General features: G+C 72.4%; 15 protein-coding genes. 4 read left to right on the top strand and 11 right to left on the bottom strand.

The features are described from left to right. Positions 1–30 precede the first annotated feature (30 nt). On the bottom strand, positions 31–3345 hold the full coding sequence (locus D1350_RS07395) for a DEAD/DEAH box helicase (RefSeq protein WP_164545063.1): 3315 nt from the start codon (positions 3343–3345) through the stop codon (positions 31–33). Between the two features lie 167 nt (positions 3346–3512). On the opposite strand from D1350_RS07395, the gene D1350_RS07390 reads away from it, so the two are divergent. The 3 genes from D1350_RS07390 to D1350_RS07380 are packed head-to-tail and all read left to right on the top strand — an operon-like array spanning position 3513 to position 4888. Next, positions 3513–3869 (top strand): ArsR/SmtB family transcription factor, encoded by a 357-nt coding sequence (locus D1350_RS07390; RefSeq protein ID WP_125775321.1) that lies wholly within the window; start codon positions 3513–3515, stop codon positions 3867–3869. Next, positions 3866–4423 (top strand): SRPBCC family protein, encoded by a 558-nt coding sequence (locus D1350_RS07385; protein ID WP_125775320.1) that lies wholly within the window; start codon positions 3866–3868, stop codon positions 4421–4423. The genes D1350_RS07390 and D1350_RS07385 overlap by 4 nt, the downstream gene beginning before the upstream one ends. 60 nt (positions 4424–4483) lie before the next feature. Further along, positions 4484–4888 (top strand): pyridoxamine 5'-phosphate oxidase family protein, encoded by a 405-nt coding sequence (locus D1350_RS07380; protein WP_125775319.1) that lies wholly within the window; start codon positions 4484–4486, stop codon positions 4886–4888. Between the two features lie 71 nt (positions 4889–4959). Here D1350_RS07380 and D1350_RS07375 read toward each other — a convergent pair whose 3' ends face one another. After that, positions 4960–5187, bottom strand: a complete 228-nt coding sequence (locus D1350_RS07375; RefSeq protein WP_125775318.1) for an RNA-binding S4 domain-containing protein — start codon at positions 5185–5187, stop codon at positions 4960–4962. A gap of 91 nt (positions 5188–5278) precedes the next feature. Here D1350_RS07375 and hisD point away from each other — a divergent pair, with 91 nt between their 5' ends. Continuing rightward, a complete protein-coding gene (gene hisD / locus D1350_RS07370) occupies positions 5279–6604 on the top strand; it encodes a histidinol dehydrogenase (RefSeq protein WP_125775317.1) in 1326 nt (441 codons plus the stop codon). Between the two features lie 97 nt (positions 6605–6701). Here the strand turns inward: hisD and D1350_RS07365 are convergent, their stop codons facing one another. From D1350_RS07365 to pgeF, 9 genes are all read right to left on the bottom strand, one after another. Then, a complete protein-coding gene (locus D1350_RS07365; RefSeq protein WP_125775316.1) occupies positions 6702–7196 on the bottom strand; it encodes an NUDIX hydrolase in 495 nt (164 codons plus the stop codon). Then, positions 7193–10729: a DNA polymerase III subunit alpha gene (gene dnaE / locus D1350_RS07360; protein ID WP_125775315.1), complete on the bottom strand. Its 3537-nt coding sequence runs from the start codon at positions 10727–10729 to the stop codon at positions 7193–7195. Before dnaE ends, D1350_RS07365 begins: the two co-directional genes overlap by 4 nt. A 64-nt stretch (positions 10730–10793) precedes the next feature. Next, positions 10794–11726 (bottom strand): RluA family pseudouridine synthase, encoded by a 933-nt coding sequence (locus D1350_RS07355; RefSeq protein ID WP_125775314.1) that lies wholly within the window; start codon positions 11724–11726, stop codon positions 10794–10796. After that, entirely contained in the window at positions 11726–12391 is a 666-nt protein-coding gene (gene lspA / locus D1350_RS07350) for a signal peptidase II (protein ID WP_125775313.1), read from the bottom strand. Before lspA ends, D1350_RS07355 begins: the two co-directional genes overlap by 1 nt. Before the next feature lie 37 nt (positions 12392–12428). Then, positions 12429–12890: a TraR/DksA family transcriptional regulator gene (locus D1350_RS07345; protein WP_125775312.1), complete on the bottom strand. Its 462-nt coding sequence runs from the start codon at positions 12888–12890 to the stop codon at positions 12429–12431. 175 nt (positions 12891–13065) lie between these two features. Next, a complete protein-coding gene (locus tag D1350_RS07340) occupies positions 13066–13686 on the bottom strand; it encodes a DivIVA domain-containing protein (RefSeq protein ID WP_125775311.1) in 621 nt (206 codons plus the stop codon). A 167-nt stretch (positions 13687–13853) separates the two neighbouring features. Beyond that, positions 13854–14156, bottom strand: a complete 303-nt coding sequence (locus D1350_RS07335; RefSeq protein WP_125775310.1) for a YggT family protein — start codon at positions 14154–14156, stop codon at positions 13854–13856. Positions 14157–14398: 242 nt separating this feature from the next. Then, a complete protein-coding gene (locus tag D1350_RS07330) occupies positions 14399–14869 on the bottom strand; it encodes a cell division protein SepF (RefSeq protein ID WP_125775309.1) in 471 nt (156 codons plus the stop codon). Between the two features lie 199 nt (positions 14870–15068). After that, on the bottom strand, positions 15069–15890 hold the full coding sequence (gene pgeF, locus D1350_RS07325; protein ID WP_240643943.1) for a peptidoglycan editing factor PgeF: 822 nt from the start codon (positions 15888–15890) through the stop codon (positions 15069–15071). Positions 15891–15933: the final 43 nt, after the last annotated feature.

Below are 15933 nucleotides of genomic sequence, written 5' to 3'. Positions count from 1 at the left end.
GCCCGGCCCCGGCGAGGCCCGGCCCCGGCGTCAGATCGCGTCGAGCAGGCCGCGCACGTCGTCGGCGCTGAGCGAGGCCGAGAACACGCCCTCGTCGTCGCCGAGGACGGCGTCGAAGAGCTGAGCCTTGCGCTGCTTCAGCGCCATGACCTTCTCCTCGACGGTCCCCTCGGAGACGAGCCGGAACACCATGACGTTGCGCGTCTGGCCGATGCGGTGCGTCCGGTCGATCGCCTGCGCCTCCGTGGCGGGGTTCCACCACGGGTCGAGCAGGTAGACGTAGTCGGCCTCGGTGAGGTTCAGCCCGAACCCGCCGGCCTTGAGGCTGATGAGGAACACAGGCGCGGTGCCGTCCTTGAACCGGCGGATCACCTCGGCGCGGTCGGTCGTGGACCCGTCAAGGTACTCGACGTCGAGCCCGGCCTGGCGGCACCGGTCCGCAGCCCGCTGGAGGAACGACGTGAACTGGGAGAACACCAGCGCCCGGTGCCCCTCGGCGGCGAGCTCGACCAGCTGCTCCTCCAGCACCTCGAGCTTGGCGGAGCGCACCCCCCGGTACGCCACCGGGTCCACGAGGGTGGCGTCGAGGGCCAGCCTCCGCAGGGTCGTGAGCGCACGGAAGATGGCGACCCGGTTCGCGTCGAAGTCGGTCAGGAGGCCGAGCATCCGGGACCGCTCGCGCTGCAGGTGCGTGTCGTAGACGCGCCGGTGCCGCGGGTCCAGGGTCACCCGGAGCACCTGCTCCTGACGGGCGGGCAGCTCCGGGGCCACCTGCTCCTTGGTGCGGCGCAGAAGCAGCGGCCGCACCCGGCGCCTGAGCCTGGCCAGGGTCGCGGCTCCCGCCCTGGCCACCGACGCGTCGCGCGCCCCCGGGCTGAGGGCGGCGTCACGGGCGGCGGCCTCGACCGGCCGGACGTACTCCAGGCGGAACCTGCCCGCCGACGGGAACAGCCCGGGCGCGACGATCGCCAGCATCGCCCACAGCTCCATGAGGTTGTTCTCGAGCGGCGTGCCGGTGATCGCCACCTTGAACGGCGCCCGCAGCCGCCGGGCACACTCGTTGGCCCGGGTCTGGTGGTTCTTCGCGAACTGGGCCTCGTCGAGCACGAGCCCGCTCCACGCGACGTCGGCGAACGCCTCGAAGTCCAGGCGGAAGATCGCGTAGGAGGTGACGACGACGTCGGCCCCCGCGGCCGCCTCCGCGACGGTGGTGCCGGCCTTCGCCGCGGTGGTGGGCAGGACCACCACCCGAAGGTCCGGGGTGAACCGCTCGGCCTCCGCCGCCCAGTTGCTCACCACCGAGGCGGGCGCCACCACGAGGAACGGGCTCGCCGCCGGTGACTCGGCGCGCGCGTGCGCGAGGAAGGCGAGCGTCTCCACCGTCTTGCCGAGCCCCATGTCGTCGGCGAGGATCCCGCCGAGCCCTCGCTCCCAGAGGAACGTCAGCCACTCGAAGCCGTGCTGCTGGTAGGGCCGTAGCTCGGCCTTGAGCCCCACCGGCACCGGCACGGCCGTGGTCAGCGGGTCGTCGCCCGGAGACTCGCCCGAACGGACGAGGGCCAGCAGGTCACCGACGGAGCGCCGCCACGCGTCCGACTGCTCGACGACGTCGGCGACCTCCTCCAGCTCTCCCCACAGCCCTGCCTGATACCGGCTGAGCCGCAGGGTCGTCGGGTTGTCGCTCAGGCGCTTCGCCTCGTCGATCAGGTCGCGGAGCTTGTCGAACACCGGCCGGTCGGTGCGCATCCAGGAACCGTCGACGAGCAGCAGCCGGCCGGTGCCACGCACCAGGGCCTCGAAGAGCGGCCGGAACGGGATCTCCCGGCCGTCGACGCGCACGGAGAGCTGGAGGTCGACCCAGTCGTGGTCGTTGGTGGCCGCCGCGGCGAGGCCCACCACCGGACGCTGGTCGAGCTCCGCGTAGGCGGGGACGTCCTCGGCGTCGACCCGGACGTCGCCCAGCCCGCGCAGGACCGGCACGACCGACCGCGTGAGGTCCAGCGCGGCCAGGCCGAGAAAGTCGCGCGCCTCGGCCACGGCGAAGCCGCCGAACCCGTCGGCCTGCCGCACCGCGTCCTCGACCCGTCCGAGGATCGCCCGTTCCAGCCCGGGGTCGCGCAGCGGGTCCGCGTCGTCGGGCCCGAAGGGGCGCCGAGCGCTGCCGTACTCCCACTCCCAGCTGACGCCCGCCCGGGCCGGCGACTCGTAGCGCACGTGCGCCACGAGCACGGGCCGCGGCGGCTCGGGCAGGTCGACCGTGCCGTCGGACCGGACGCCGACCCGGCGCCGCAGCGAGGGGTAGACCTCGCCGAGGAACTCCGGGACGTCCGCGGGCGGGACCACGGTCTCCGGCAGCGCGAGCAGCTCCCGCTGCGGGACGGTCAGCGCCCCGCGCACCGGCCCCAGCAGGAGGACCTGGCCGCCGTCGTGCGGCTCAACGGCGAAGAGCCCGGCCGGGCCCGCCGCCCCGAAGGCCGACGCCGCGACCCGGACGCCGTCGAACCGCAGCGCGGGCGCGAGACGGAGCCCGCCGTCGCCGGTGGACGAGGCCTCGGCCACGACCTCGGCCTGCCGCGCGAGGCGCACCGTCTCGCCCTTGGCCGCGCCGACCAGCTCGATCCCCAGGTCCGCCGCCTGCTCCAGGTGCGTCCAGACGGCGCGCCCGAGGTCCTCGAGGTCCACCCAGGCGGGCAGGCGGTAGCGGCCGCCGCGGTTCGCGGCCAGGTCGGCGAGCTCGGCGAACCACTCCCGGACCTGCGGGCCCAGCGGCAGCCCGTACCCGTAGCGGAGCCGGTCCCACGACGCCTCGGACCCCGCGGTCCACCTCGCGGAACCGGTGCGCAGCGCGGGGCGCACGGCGATCGCCGGCGGGGGTGCGCCGGGGAGCACCGCCGACGCGCCCGTGAGCCGGACGCGGAGCCCGGCGGTCAGGTCGCCGCCCGCCGCTCCGGGAGCGGGTCCCGCCGTCACCCGGCCGAGGGCGTCGCGCCACGTGGCGCGGCGCGGGTGTCCGGCCGCCTCCGCCGGGTCCTCCTCCGCCGCCACGCCGCTCTCGATGAGCGTCGCGGCCACGTGCTTGCAGTCGGTCCCGACGGGGCACGAGCAGTCGGCAGCGATCACCTCGTACCGGCCGGAGCGCGCCACGTCGAACGTCACGAGGCAGGTGTAGACGCTGCGCCCGCTCCCCCGCACCCGCGCGCCGAGCTCGCGCGTCCTGGCCCGCCACGTCCAGTCGAGGACACGGCCCGATCGCTGGTAGTCCAGCCCGCGCTCGTAGGCCGCGGCGCCGACCAGGCGGCGCACGGCAGCCGCGTCAAGGCTCGGCGGGGAGGCGGGGAGGACCACCGCCCCATGGTTCCACAGGGTCCGGGCCGGGCGTACGACGACGGGCCGAGTGCCCCAGCCCCGCGTCGCCGAGACAGCCAGCCCGTCCGACAGACTCGCTGTCTCGGCGGGCCCGCGAGTGTAGATACGGCTTGCGTTATATAACGCCTCACGCATACGATCGTTCCATGAGCTCCACCGCGGCCCGTTCTCTCGACGCCCTCGGCGATCCCGTCCGGCGCCGCGTCGTCGAGCTCCTCGCCGACGGTCCCCGCACCGCCGGCGAGCTTGCCGACACGCTGCGTGACGAGCGCGGCCTCTCCCAGCCCGGCACCTCCCGGCACCTGCGGGTGCTCCGCGAGTCGGGCCTGGTCACGAGCAGCACGGACGCCCAGCGCCGCGTGTACGCGCTCCAGCCCGGCGCCCTGCGCGACACCCAGGACTGGCTCGCCTCCGTCGCGGCCTTCTGGACCCAGCGCCTGGACGCCCTCGACACCGAGATCGCCCGCGGTCACCGCGAGCGCCACCCCCAGGAGGACGCATGACCACCCCCAACCTCGGCGCCCTGCGCCGCCTGGCCCCGGCCGGCGGCTCGCTGCCCGACGGCGGCCCCGCGCTCGCCGTCCGCTTCGAGCGCACCTTCACCACCACCCCGGTCGACCTGTGGGACGCCCTGACCCGGCCGGAGCGGGTCGTCCGGTGGATGGGCGAGCTCACCGGCGACCTACGGGCGGGCGGCGACTTCGTCATCGACCTGACCGGCGGCGACCCGGAGAGCGAGGCCCGCAACTGGGGCCGGGTGGTCGAGTGCGAGCCGGGGCGCCGGCTGCTGATCACCTGGGAGGCGCCGGGCGGGCAGGCCACGTCGGAGGTCGAGGTGACCACGTCCGCCGTCGGGCAGGGTGACGCCGCTCTGCTCACGCTCGAGCACCGGGCGCTGCCGGAGGCTGCCGCGCGCGGCTACGGCGCCGGGTGGCACGACTTCCTCGACCAGCTCGACGCCGACCTGGCCGGGCGGCCGCAGGCCGACTGGGACGCGCTGTTCGCCGAGTACCTGCCGGTGTACCGGGAGCTGCCGGTCGCCGACGACGGCCGCTGACCGGCCCCGCCGCGCCTCCGAGGGGTGCGGTGGGCACCGGGCCCTCTAGACTCGTGGCTCGTGATCCGCCTGAACCCCGAACAGCTCGTCTTCGTGACGGAGCGCCACCTGGCCACCCTCACGACGCTGCGCGAGGACGGCTCGCCCCACGTGGTGCCGGTCGCGTTCACGTGGGACCCGGAGCACGGGGTGGTGCGGATCACGACGAACCGGGAGTCGGTCAAGGCGCGCAACGCTGCGCCCCGGCCGGACGGGACCCCGGCGCGGGGTGCGATCTGCCAGGTGCAGGGCGGTCGCTGGATCACCCTGGAGGGCACCATCGAGGTGAACGAGGACCCCGCGGAGATCGCCACCGCCGTCGAGCGCTATGCGCGCCGCTACCGCCCGCTGCCCGAGAACTCGCAGCGGGTGGTGCTGCGGCTGACGCCCGACAAGGTCATGGCGTCCACGTACATGGCGTCGTAGCCCGGCGGGCTGCGGGGCCCGCGGACGGCGGGACCCACGGACGACGGGCCGGCGGCCCGCCGTCGCGGCGCTCAGCCCACCTGGGCCGCCCTCACCCCCTGCGGCGTCGCCACCGAGACCACGTCGCCGGGGACGAGCTGGCGTCCGCGCTTTGTCTCGACCTGGCCGTTGACGCTGACCTCGCCCTCGGCGACGAGGTCGCGGGCGTGGGTGCCGGACTCGGCGAGGTCGGCGAGCTTGAGGAACTGGCCGAGCCGGATGATGTCGTAGCGGATCGGGATCTCTGGGACGGAAGACATGACCTCATTCTCCCCCGGCGCACGGCGGGCCCGCTCCGGGACCGGTGAGACGTCGCCGCCGGCCCGGCCCGGCGGGAAATAGACTGGCCGCGTGATCCAGCGCATCGATCTCCGCGGGCGGCGCCTCTCGCGCCGCGCCCTGCTCGACATCCTCCCTCGTCCCGACCTGGGGGTCGACGAGGCTGTGCATGTGGTGGAGCCGATCCTGCACGACGTGCGGACCGGCGGCGCGGCAGCCCTGCGCGCCCTCGCCGAGCGCCTCGACGGCGTGCGCCCCGAGCACCTCCGCGTGCCGAAGGCCGCCCTCGACACCGCGCTGGCCGAGCTCGACCCGGCGGTCCGCGCCGCGCTCGAGGAGGCGATCCGGCGGGTGCGCATCGTCCACGCGGCGCAGCTTCCAGCGGACCACTCGACCGAGCTGGCGCCCGGCGCCGTCGTGCGCCAGCGCTGGATCCCGGTGCAGCGCGTGGGCCTGTACGTGCCCGGCGGGCTCGCGGTGTACCCGTCGTCGGTGATCATGAACGTGGTCGCGGCGCAGGAGGCGGGCGTGCCCGGCCTCGCCGTGGCGTCCCCGCCGCAGAAGGACCACGGCGGCCTGCCCCACCCGACGATCCTCGCGGCGTGCGCCCTCCTCGGCGTGGACGAGGTCTACGCCGTGGGCGGCGCCCAGGCGATCGCCATGTTCGCCTACGGCGCCGTGGGCAGCGAGCCGCAGGACGGCGAGGTCCTCTGCGACCCGGTCGACGTGGTGACCGGGCCGGGCAACGTGTACGTCGCCACCGCGAAGCGGCTCGTGCGCGGCGTGGTGGGCATCGACGCCGAGGCAGGCCCCACGGAGATCGCCGTCCTCGCCGACGCCACGGCCGACCCCGGTCACGTCGCCCTCGACCTCATCAGCCAGGCGGAGCACGACCCGCTGGCGGCGTCGGTCCTGGTCACGCCGTCGGCCGAGCTGGCGGGCGCCGTGGAGGCCCGGCTGGTCGACCTGGCCTCGGCCACCAAGCACACCACCCGTGTGGCGCAGGCGCTCGGCGGGCGTCAGTCCGCGATCGTGCTGGTCGACGACGTCGCTGCCGGCCTCGAGGTCGTCGACGCCTACGGAGCGGAGCACCTCGAGATCCAGACCGAGGACGCCGCCGCCGTGGCCGCACAGGTGCGCAACGCGGGCGCCGTGTTCGTGGGGCCGTGGTCGCCCGTGTCGCTCGGCGACTACATGGCCGGCTCGAACCACGTGCTCCCGACAGGCGGCTCCGCCCACTTCGCGAGCGGGCTCGGCGTGCACAGCTTCCTCAAGTCGGTGCAGGTCATCGAGTACACGCGCGAGGCGCTGGCCGAGGTGGCCGACGGCATCGTGGCGGTCGCGAACGACGAGGACCTCCCGGCGCACGGCGAGGCTGTGCGGGGCCGCTTCCACTGACCCGGTAGCTCCGCGAGAACAACATTGCGCAGGCAACCCGGCCGGGTTGCCTGCGCAATGTTGTTCTCGGTGGCGGTTGTTCTCGGGGACGCTGAGGTCAGAAGCCGAACGTCATCACCGGCGGCACGTGCCCGTCGTGCAGCGCGCGCAGCACCGCCAGCTCGTGCGGCACCACGGGGCTGGGCAGCGCGACGAACGAGAACCACGCCAGGCCCGCCGCCTTGTCGGTCTCCTGGAGCTCCGGGGTGCCCGACCAGCGAGTCACCTCGAAGAAGAAGTCGACACGCTGCTCCAGGGCCGGTCCGGTGGGGTCGCCGCGATGCATCGCCGTGAGCGGGCGCACGTCCGCCGGGTCCACGTCGATGCCGAGCTCCTCGCGGGCCTCCCGCACGGCGGCCTGCACCACGGACTCGCCCTCCTCGACGTGCCCCGCCGCCGCGGCGGCCCAGTGCCCGTCCAGGTAGCCGGTGCCCTGCCGCAGCTGGAGCAGCACCTGGCCCTCCCGGCGCAGGAGCACGTAGGCGGCGGGCACCACGCGGAACCGGTGGTCGGCCGAGACGTCGCGCCCGGTCGTCGGAGGGCGCCCCGTCACGACAGGCAGTTCTGACCGAGGAGCGCCTTGAGGTCGCCGAACAACGCGGGCGACTTCTCCACGCGCAGCGTGTCGGCCGCCCGCACCACGGTGCGCTTGCCCGGCTCGGCGACCGCCACGTGCACCTCGGCCGAGCCGGGGTGCGTGGCCAGCACCTCGCGGAGCCGCACGATCACCGGCTCGACGGCGCGGCTGTGCGGCACGGTGACGGCGAGCGGCGAGTCGTTCGTCGTGGTGATGTCGGGCAGCGCCACCTCCATGGCCTGCAGCTGCATGGTCTCGTCGCGGCGGCGTACCTTGCCGCGCAGCACCACCACCTGGTCCTCGGCCAGGACCGTCGAGTAGGCCAGATAGGTCTCGCCGAAGAACATGACCTCGACGGCGCCCTCCAGGTCCTCGATCGTGACGGCCGCCCAGGGGTTGCCGTTCTTGCTCATCTTGCGCTGCACCGACGTGAGCAGGCCCGCGACGGTCACCACCGAGTTGTCCGGCCGGTGCTCGTCGGCCATGAGCGCCGCGATGGACGTGTCGGCCGCCCGGGACAGCACGTGCTCCAGGCCCGACAGCGGGTGGTCGGAGACATAGAGGCCCAGCATCTCGCGCTCGAACGTGAGCTTCTGCTTCTTCTCCCAGTCGGGCAGGTCGGGCACGTCGATCGAGAAGCTGAGCCCCGGCTCGTCGTCGCCCCCGCCGAAGCCGGCGAAAAGGTCGAACTGTCCCTCCGCCTCCTTGCGCTTCACGCTGATCACCGCGTCCACCGCCTGCTCGTGGATGACGAGCAGCGAGCGCCGCGTGTGCCCGAGCGAGTCGAACGCACCGGCCTTGATCAGTGACTCGATGGTGCGCTTGTTGCAGACCACGGCTGGCACCTTGTCGAGGAAGTCCTGGAACGACGTGAAGTCGCCCTTCTCCTCGCGGTTCGCCACGATCGCGTCCACGACGTTGCTGCCCACGTTCCGCACCGCGGTGAGGCCGAAGCGGATGTCCTTGCCGACGGCGGTGAAGTTGGCCGACGACGAGTTCACGTCCGGCGGGAGCACCGTGATGCCCATGCGGCGGCACTCGTTGAGGTAGAGGGCCGACTTGTCCTTGTCGTCCCGCACGCTGGTGAGGAGCCCGGCCATGTACTCGCCCGGGTAGTGCGCCTTGAGGTACGCGGTCCAGTAGGACACGAGGCCGTACGCGGCGGTGTGCGCCTTGTTGAACGCGTAGTCGGCGAACGACTCGAGGACGTTCCACAGCTGACGCTGGGCCTCCTTCGAGAAGCCACGTTCCGTCATGCCGCCGAAGAAGATCTCCTGCTGCTTGTCCAGCTCGGACTTCTTCTTCTTGCCCATGGCGCGACGCAGCAGGTCGGCCTGGCCGAGCGTGTAGCCGGCGACCCGCTGGGCCGTGGCCATGACCTGCTCCTGGTACACGATGAGGCCGTGGGTGGTGTCCAGGATGTCGGAGAGCGGCTCGGCGAGCTCCGGGTGGATCGGGGTGATCTCCTGCTGGCCGTTCTTGCGCAGCGCGTAGTTCGTGTGCGAGTTCACGCCCATCGGGCCGGGGCGGTACAGCGCCAGGACGGCGGAGATGTCCTCGAAGTTGTCGGGCTTCATGAGCCGGAGCAGCGAGCGCATGGGGCCGCCGTCGAGCTGGAACACCCCGAGGGTGTCACCGCGGGCGAGGAGCTGGTACGTCTCGACGTCGTCGAGCTCCAGCGCCTCGAGGTCGAGGGGCGGCTTGCCGTTCAGGACGATGTTCTCGAGCGCGTCGTCGAGGATCGTGAGGTTGCGCAGCCCCAGGAAGTCCATCTTGATGAGGCCGAGGCCCTCGGACGTGGGGTAGTCGAACTGCGTGATGACCGCGCCGTCCTGCGGGCGCCGCATGATCGGGATGATGTCGATCAGCGGGTCGCTGGACATGATGACGCCGGCGGCGTGGACGCCCCACTGGCGCTTCAGGCCCTCGATGCCGCGGGCCAGCTCGACGACCCGCTGGGCCTCGGGGTCGCTGTTGTGGACCTGGCGGAACTCCTCCGCCTCGTTGTAGCGCTTGTCCTCGGGGTTGAAGATGCCGCCGAGCGAGATGTCCTTGCCCATGATGGCCGGCGGCATGGCCTTGGTGAGCTTCTCGCCCATGGCGTAGGGCATGCCGAGGAGGCGCGCCGAGTCCTTGAGGGCCTGCTTGGCCTTGATGGTGCCGTACGTGACGATCTGCGCGACGCGGTCCTCGCCGTACTTCTGGGTGACGTACCTGATGACCTCACCGCGACGGCGCTCGTCGAAGTCGACGTCGAAGTCAGGCATGGACACACGGTCCGGGTTGAGGAACCGCTCGAAGATCAGACCGTGCGGGATCGGGTCGAGGTCGGTGATCCGCATGGCGTAGGCGGCCATGGAGCCGGCGCCGGAGCCACGTCCCGGTCCCACGCGGATCCTGTTGTCCTTGGCCCAGTTGATGAAGTCGGCGACCACGAGGAAGTACCCCGGGAACCCCATCTGGATGATGATCTGGGTCTCGTAGTCGGCGCGCTTGCGCACGTCGTCCGGGATGCCGGCCGGGTAGCGGGCGTGCAGGCCGCGCTCGACCTCCTTGATGAACCAGCTGGTCTCGTCCTCGCCCTCGGGGACGGGGAAGCGCGGCATGTAGTTGGCCGACGTGTTGAACTCCACGTCGCACTGCTCCGCGATGAGCAGCGTGTTGTCGCACGCCTCCGGCACCTCGGCGAAGATCTTGCGCATCTGCGCGGCGGACTTCACGTAGTAGCCCGTGCCGTCGAACTTGAACCGGTTCGGGTCGTCCAGCGTGGAACCGGAGTTGATCGCCAGCAGGGCCTCCTGCGACGAGGCGTCCTCCTCGCGGACGTAGTGCAGGTCGTTCGTGGCGACGAGCGGGGCGCCGATCGTCTTCGACAGCTCCAGGAGCTGCTTGGTCACGCGCGTCTCGATGTCGAGCCCGTGGTCCATGAGCTCGATGAAGAAGTGCTCCTTGCCGAAGATGTCCTGCAGCTCGCCGGCCGCGCGCACCGCCTCGTCGAACTGGCCCAGCCGCATGCGGGTCTGGATCTCGCCCGACGGGCAGCCCGACGTCGCCGTCAGCCCCGCTCCGTAGCGCTGCAGCAGGTCCCGGTCCATGCGGGGCCACTTGCCCATCTGGCCCTCGAGCGAGGCCAGGGAGCTGGCGCGGAAGAGGTTGTGCATGCCCTCCGTGGTGCGCGCCAGCAGCGTCATGTGCGTGTAGGCACCGCGCGCCGACACGTCGTCGCTCTCCTGGCCGGGCTGGCCGAAGCGGACGCGCGTCTGGTCGAACCGGCTGGTGCCCGGCGTCACGTACGCCTCGACGCCGATGATCGGCTTGATGCCCTTGGCCTTCGCCTTGGCCCAGAACTCGTAGGCGCCGAAGATGTAGCCGTGGTCCGTGGTGGCGATCGCCTTCTGACCCAGGCGCTCCACCTCGTCGAAGAGCTCGCCGATCTTCGCCGCGCCGTCGAGCATCGAGTACTCGGTGTGGACGTGGAGATGGACGAAGTCCTCGGCGGTTGTCGGCATGCAGCGAGTCTAGGACGCCACTCCGACACGCCCGGGCGTACGCGCCGAGGCCCTTCTCACAGGACTAGCGGTACGCGGCGCGGACCACCTCGAGCGCGTGCGCCAGGTCCTCCGGGTACTCGCTCGACACCTCGACCCACCGGCTCGTGAGCGGGTGCTCGAACCCCAGCCGCACCGCGTGCAGCCACTGGCGCGTCAGGCCCACGCGCGAGGCGAGCACCGGGTCCGCCCCGTACGTCAGGTCGCCCACCAGCGGGTGCCGCAGGGCCGCGAAGTGCACGCGGATCTGGTGCGTGCGCCCCGTCTCGAGGTGCACCTCCACGAGCGAGGCCGCCGACAGCATCTCCTGCACCTCGTAGTGCGTCACCGACGGCTTGCCGTCGGCCGTCACGGCGAACTTCCAGTCCGAGGTGGGGTGCCGCCCGATCGGCGCGTCGATGGTGCCCCTGGTGGGGTCCGGGTGCCCCTGCGCGAGCGCGTGGTACACCTTGTCGACGGTGCGCTCCTTGAAGGCGCGCTTCAGCCCGGTGTACGCGGCCTCGCTCTTGGCGACGACCATCAGCCCGGACGTACCGACGTCGAGCCGGTGCACGATCCCCTGCCGCTCCGCCGCGCCCGACGTCGACACCCGGTAGCCCGCGGCGGCCAGCGCGCCCACCACGGTGGGCCCGGTCCAGCCCGGGGACGGGTGCGCGGCGACGCCCACCGGCTTGTCGACCACCACGAGGTCGTCGTCGTCGTAGACGATGCCCATGCCGGGCACCGGCTCCGCGACGACTGCCAGGGCCTGGTCGACCGGGTCCGGGACGTCCACCTCGAGCCAGCCGCCGGCCGGCACGCGGTCGGACTTGCCGACCTCCTTGCCGTCGAGCCGGACGGCGCCCGACTCGGCGAGCTCCGCCGCACGCGTGCGGGAGAAGCCGAGCATGCGGGCGAGGGTCGCGTCGACCCGCTCGCCGGCGAGCCCGTCCGGGACGGGCAGGGTGCGGAGCGGCATCAGTCCGCGTCCGGCTTCGGCGGGTCCGCCTTCTCGCCCGACGTCGTCCCCGCGTCCTTGCTGTCATCGTCGCGGCGGCCGTCGAGGCCGATGCCGAGGAGCGACAGGATCGCGATGTGGACGGCTGCTGCGACGATCGCGATGTCGGCCACGTTGCCGACGAAGAAGCCGGCGTAGTCGATGAAGTCCACCACGTGCCCGCGGGCGAAGCCGGGATCACGCAGGAGCCGGTCCACAAGGTTCCCGACGGCGCCACCGAGCAGGAGGCCGAGCGCCACCGCCCAGCCCCGCGAGCCGATCCGGCCGATCATCCGGACGATGACGACGACGACGACCGCCACGACGATCGTGAGGAGCCACGTCATGCCCGTCGCGATCGAGAGCGCGGCGCCCGGGTTGTAGATCAGGCGCAGCTGCAGCAGCTCGCCCACCAGCGGGATCGGCGCGTCACCCACCGACATCGACGACTCGGCCCACCACTTGGTGAGCTGGTCGGCAGCCAGTACGGCTGCGGCCAGGACCGCGGTCCAGGTCACGAGGACGCGGCTGGCCCGCGGGCGGGGGGCGGCCTCGTCGGGCGCACCGTCAGGCGTGGTGCCGGGCACGGCGGCGGTCTCCGTGGTGGCGACGGGTTCGGCGGGCACGGGTTCGGCGGGGGTAGACATCGCCCGCAAGTCTGCCATGCCCGCCTGCACCCGGCGGTTAGCGGCGTTCCTCGCGTGCCTTGGCCTCGACCGAGAGCGTGGCCCGCGGGAAGGCCTGCAGGCGCGCCTTGCCGATCGGCAGGCCGGTGATCTCGCACGTGGCGTAGGTGCCGTTGCGGATGCGGTCGAGGGCGTGCTTGGTCTGGTCGAGCAGGTCCCGCATGTTGTTCACCAGAGTGAGCTCCTGCTCGCGCTCGAGCGCGCTCGACCCGGAGTCCGCCTGGTCGTCACCGGCACCGTCACCGGAGTTGCGGAGCAGGTCGCTCAGCTCCGCGTCAGCCGCCTTCAGCTCGCCCTCGAGCCGCTCCTTCTCCTCGAGGAGAAGGGCAGCCTGCTCCTCCGCCTCGCGGAGGGTCCAGGGCTCTTCCCCGTCACGGACCGGGAAGGACTTCACGTCCCGAGCCAGGTTCGGGAACTCCTGCTTCAGGGCGGCCCGCGTGGTCGTCGAGAGCTTGGTCATGATTCCCCTCTTCATGCCCGGGATTTGGTCCCCGAAGCGTAAGCACACGAACCGGCCCGCACAACGGGACGCGCCGCCTGGGCGCGACCCGTTGTGCGGGCCGGTGGGTTTCGTCGGGGGGCGGAGGGCCGGCCGCGAGGTGAGGCCCGGCCGGGCGTCTCCGTCCCCGATCAGGTCAGATGCCGCCCTGCGCCATCTCGGCCGGACGCCCTGCGGGCGCGTTGCCGCGCGGCGGAAGAGCCGATCCCCTGGCGTCCAGGTCACCCAGGAGGTTCTGCAGGAAGCTCTTCAGACGCGTGCGGTAGTCCCGCTCGAAGAGGCGCAGCTCGTCGATCTTGCGCTCGAGCAGCGACCGCTCCTGCTCCAGCTGCGACAGCGTGCGGTGCGAGGTCTCCTCGGCGTCCCGCACGATGCGGGCCCCCTCGGACTTGGCCTCGGCGATGAGCCGGTCGCCCTCCTCCTGGCCTGAGCGCACGTAGTCGTCGTGCAGCTTCTGGGCCAGCTGCAGCATCCCCGTGGCCGACTCCGGCTCGGGGTGCGGCGCCTTGGGGGCGGCGAGCGGGGCGGCGGCCTGCTGAGGGCGCGGTGCCGCGGCCTCGCCACGGGACAGCTCCGCAATGCGCCGCTCGGCGGCGGCGAGCTTGGTGCGCAGACCCTCGTTCTCCTCCTGGGCCGCGCTCAACGTCCTGACGACCTCGTCGAGGAAGTCGTCGACCTCCTCGACGTCGTAGCCCTCGCGGAACTTCGTCGCCGAGAATTTCTTGTTGAGGATGTCCTCTGCCGTCAGCAGTGCCATCGTGTCACCTCGTAGCTGTAGAGCGTCGGGAACGGGTTATCGGACGCGTCGGCGCTGCTGAGCCGCGCGTCTGCCGTCGAGAGTCCACGGTAGCGGACGTCCCCCGGACCGGACACCGGGAGCCACCGTGGACACGATTTGATCACAGACCCCGTCCGGAGCGGACGTCAGGACGTCGCCATCCGCAGCGCCGGGATCACCAGGTTCATCATCAGCGACACCAGCAGGAACAGCACCAGGAACGCCAGGTCGATGCGGAACTGGCCGATCGTCAGCGGCGGGATCACGCGCCGCAGGGCGCGCAGCGGCGGGTCTGTGACGGAGTACACGGCCTCCGCCACCACCAGGAGCACGCCCCGTGGCCGCCACTCGCGGGCGAACACCTGCACCCAGTCGAAGACCAGGCGTCCGATGAGGAAGAGCAGGAAGAGGAAGAGCAGGAAGGACAGGAGGTCCCAGAACCAGGTCACGAGGACAAAACTACGCGACGGACCGGAGAGTTCCCTGCCACGGCGCGTCGCCGCGCGCCGCGCCGGGCCCCTGCGCCGCCACGGCGATCCGCCGCGCGCCGCGCCGAGGCCCCCGCGCGGACCGCCGCCAGCACCCGGCAAGGACCGCCGGACACGACGACGGGGCGCCCGCGCGAGCGGGCACCCCGTCGGGAGCAGGCAGGTCCTGGGCGGCCGGAAGCACCAGGTCCTGAGGTGCTCTGTCAGCTCTGGTTGTAGAAGCCTCCGCGGGCGGCCGGCTTCTCCGCCACCTTCTCCTCGCCCGTGATCTCGACGTGCTCCGGCGAGAGGAGGAAGACCTTGTTGGTGACCCGCTCGATGGAGCCGTGCAGGCCGAAGATCAGGCCGGCGGAGAAGTCCACCAGCCGCTTCGCGTCCGAGTCGTCCATGTCCGACAGGTTCATGATGACGGGCGTGCCGGCGCGGAAAGCCTCGCCGATGACGCGCGCGTCGTTGTACGACCGCGGGTGCACCGTGGTGATGCGGCGCAGCTCGGAGGTCGTCAGCGGGGCCTCCCGCGTGACACCGTCCCGGTGCAGCGGCGTGACCTGGGCGTGGCGGTGGTCCTGCACGTTGTCCTCCAGGTCGTCGTACTCGTCGAAGTACTCGTCCTGCTCGCCCTGGTCGTCGGCGAGGCCCAGGTACAGCATGGTCTTGCGAAGCGCTCCGGCCATCGCTCCCAACTCCGTTCGTCGCCTGACTTCTTACGAAGCTCACGAATCGCTGCGGATCACCCGCGGCGCTTGACAAAAGTAACCTGGCGCGATCCGGCCCCGAAGAGCGACACGCCGAGCCATGACCAACTTTGCCAAACTTGTTCAGCGAACGCCCGCTGAAATGACAAAGGTGTGTTTTCGCAGGTCAGAGCCCTATTCATCCGAAGATGGTCACCACCCCGGCCTGTCTGCCCGTGGTGGTGCCCGCCGCGCTCGCCCGGCGGTGTGAGTACAGAGCGGCGTCCTCGACGGTGCAGCGACCCAGGTCCTCGGCCGTCACACCCCGCGCCGCGAGCTGGCTCAGCACACCCGCCGGGAGGTCCAGCCCCGGGGTCCCGACCGTCGTGGTGGACCACGTCTCCGGAACCGCCGAAGCCACCTCGTCGCGCATCGCCGCGGGCACCTCGTAGCAGCGACCGCACACCGCCGGCCCGACGACGGCCCGTATCCGGGAGGCCTCGGCCCCGCGAGCCACCATCGCGTCGAGCGCGCGCAGCACCACGCCTGCGAGCACCCCCTTGCGCCCGGCGTGCGCCACGCCGACCACCCGTGCGACAGGGTCCGCCAGCAGCACGGGCACGCAGTCCGCCACCAGCACCCCGAGGCCGAGCCCGGCCTCCGCGGTGACCAGGGCGTCGGCGTCCCCCGCGGCGGTGGGCGGCGTCTCGGCCGACCACGCGTCACGCTCGGCGGAGCCGACCGTCAGGACGCCGTCACCGTGCACCTGCGTGACGAACACCACGGGCGCTCCCACCGCAGACGCCACGCGCGCACGGTTCTCACGGACCCGGTCCACGTCGTCGGACACCCCCAGGCCCAGGTTGAGCCCTCCGCCCCGGCCCGCGGCCCACGGCGCCGGCGAGACCCCGCCCGCACTCGTGGTGAAGAAGGCGCGCACCCCGGGCCCGAGGTCGACGGAGAGCACCGGGACGCCCTGCGTCCGCTCGATGCCCACCTGGTCCTCACCGGTCTCCGTCACGCCACCGACCCTAGCGGCCCTCACCGACACTCCCTCCTGCTCC

The organism is Antribacter gilvus (assembly GCF_003946865.1).
GTDB lineage: Bacteria > Actinomycetota > Actinomycetes > Actinomycetales > Cellulomonadaceae > Antribacter > Antribacter gilvus.
This window is presented reverse-complemented; position numbering and strand designations above follow the sequence as displayed.

Bases quoted from the DNA above. Each gene is read 5' to 3' on its own strand.
- D1350_RS07390 (WP_125775321.1), top strand. From the start codon at position 3,513: ATGAGCTCCACCGCGGCCCGTTCTCTCGACGCCCTCGGCGATCCCGTC.
- dnaE (WP_125775315.1), bottom strand. From the start codon at position 10,729: ATGCCGACAACCGCCGAGGACTTCGTCCATCTCCACGTCCACACCGAG.
- D1350_RS07345 (WP_125775312.1), bottom strand. From the start codon at position 12,890: ATGACCAAGCTCTCGACGACCACGCGGGCCGCCCTGAAGCAGGAGTTC.
- D1350_RS07375 (WP_125775318.1), bottom strand. From the start codon at position 5,187: ATGTCTTCCGTCCCAGAGATCCCGATCCGCTACGACATCATCCGGCTC.
- D1350_RS07385 (WP_125775320.1), top strand. From the start codon at position 3,866: ATGACCACCCCCAACCTCGGCGCCCTGCGCCGCCTGGCCCCGGCCGGC.
- D1350_RS07355 (WP_125775314.1), bottom strand. From the start codon at position 11,726: ATGCCGCTCCGCACCCTGCCCGTCCCGGACGGGCTCGCCGGCGAGCGG.
- D1350_RS07340 (WP_125775311.1), bottom strand. From the start codon at position 13,686: ATGGCACTGCTGACGGCAGAGGACATCCTCAACAAGAAATTCTCGGCG.
- D1350_RS07330 (WP_125775309.1), bottom strand. From the start codon at position 14,869: ATGGCCGGAGCGCTTCGCAAGACCATGCTGTACCTGGGCCTCGCCGAC.
- lspA (WP_125775313.1), bottom strand. From the start codon at position 12,391: ATGTCTACCCCCGCCGAACCCGTGCCCGCCGAACCCGTCGCCACCACG.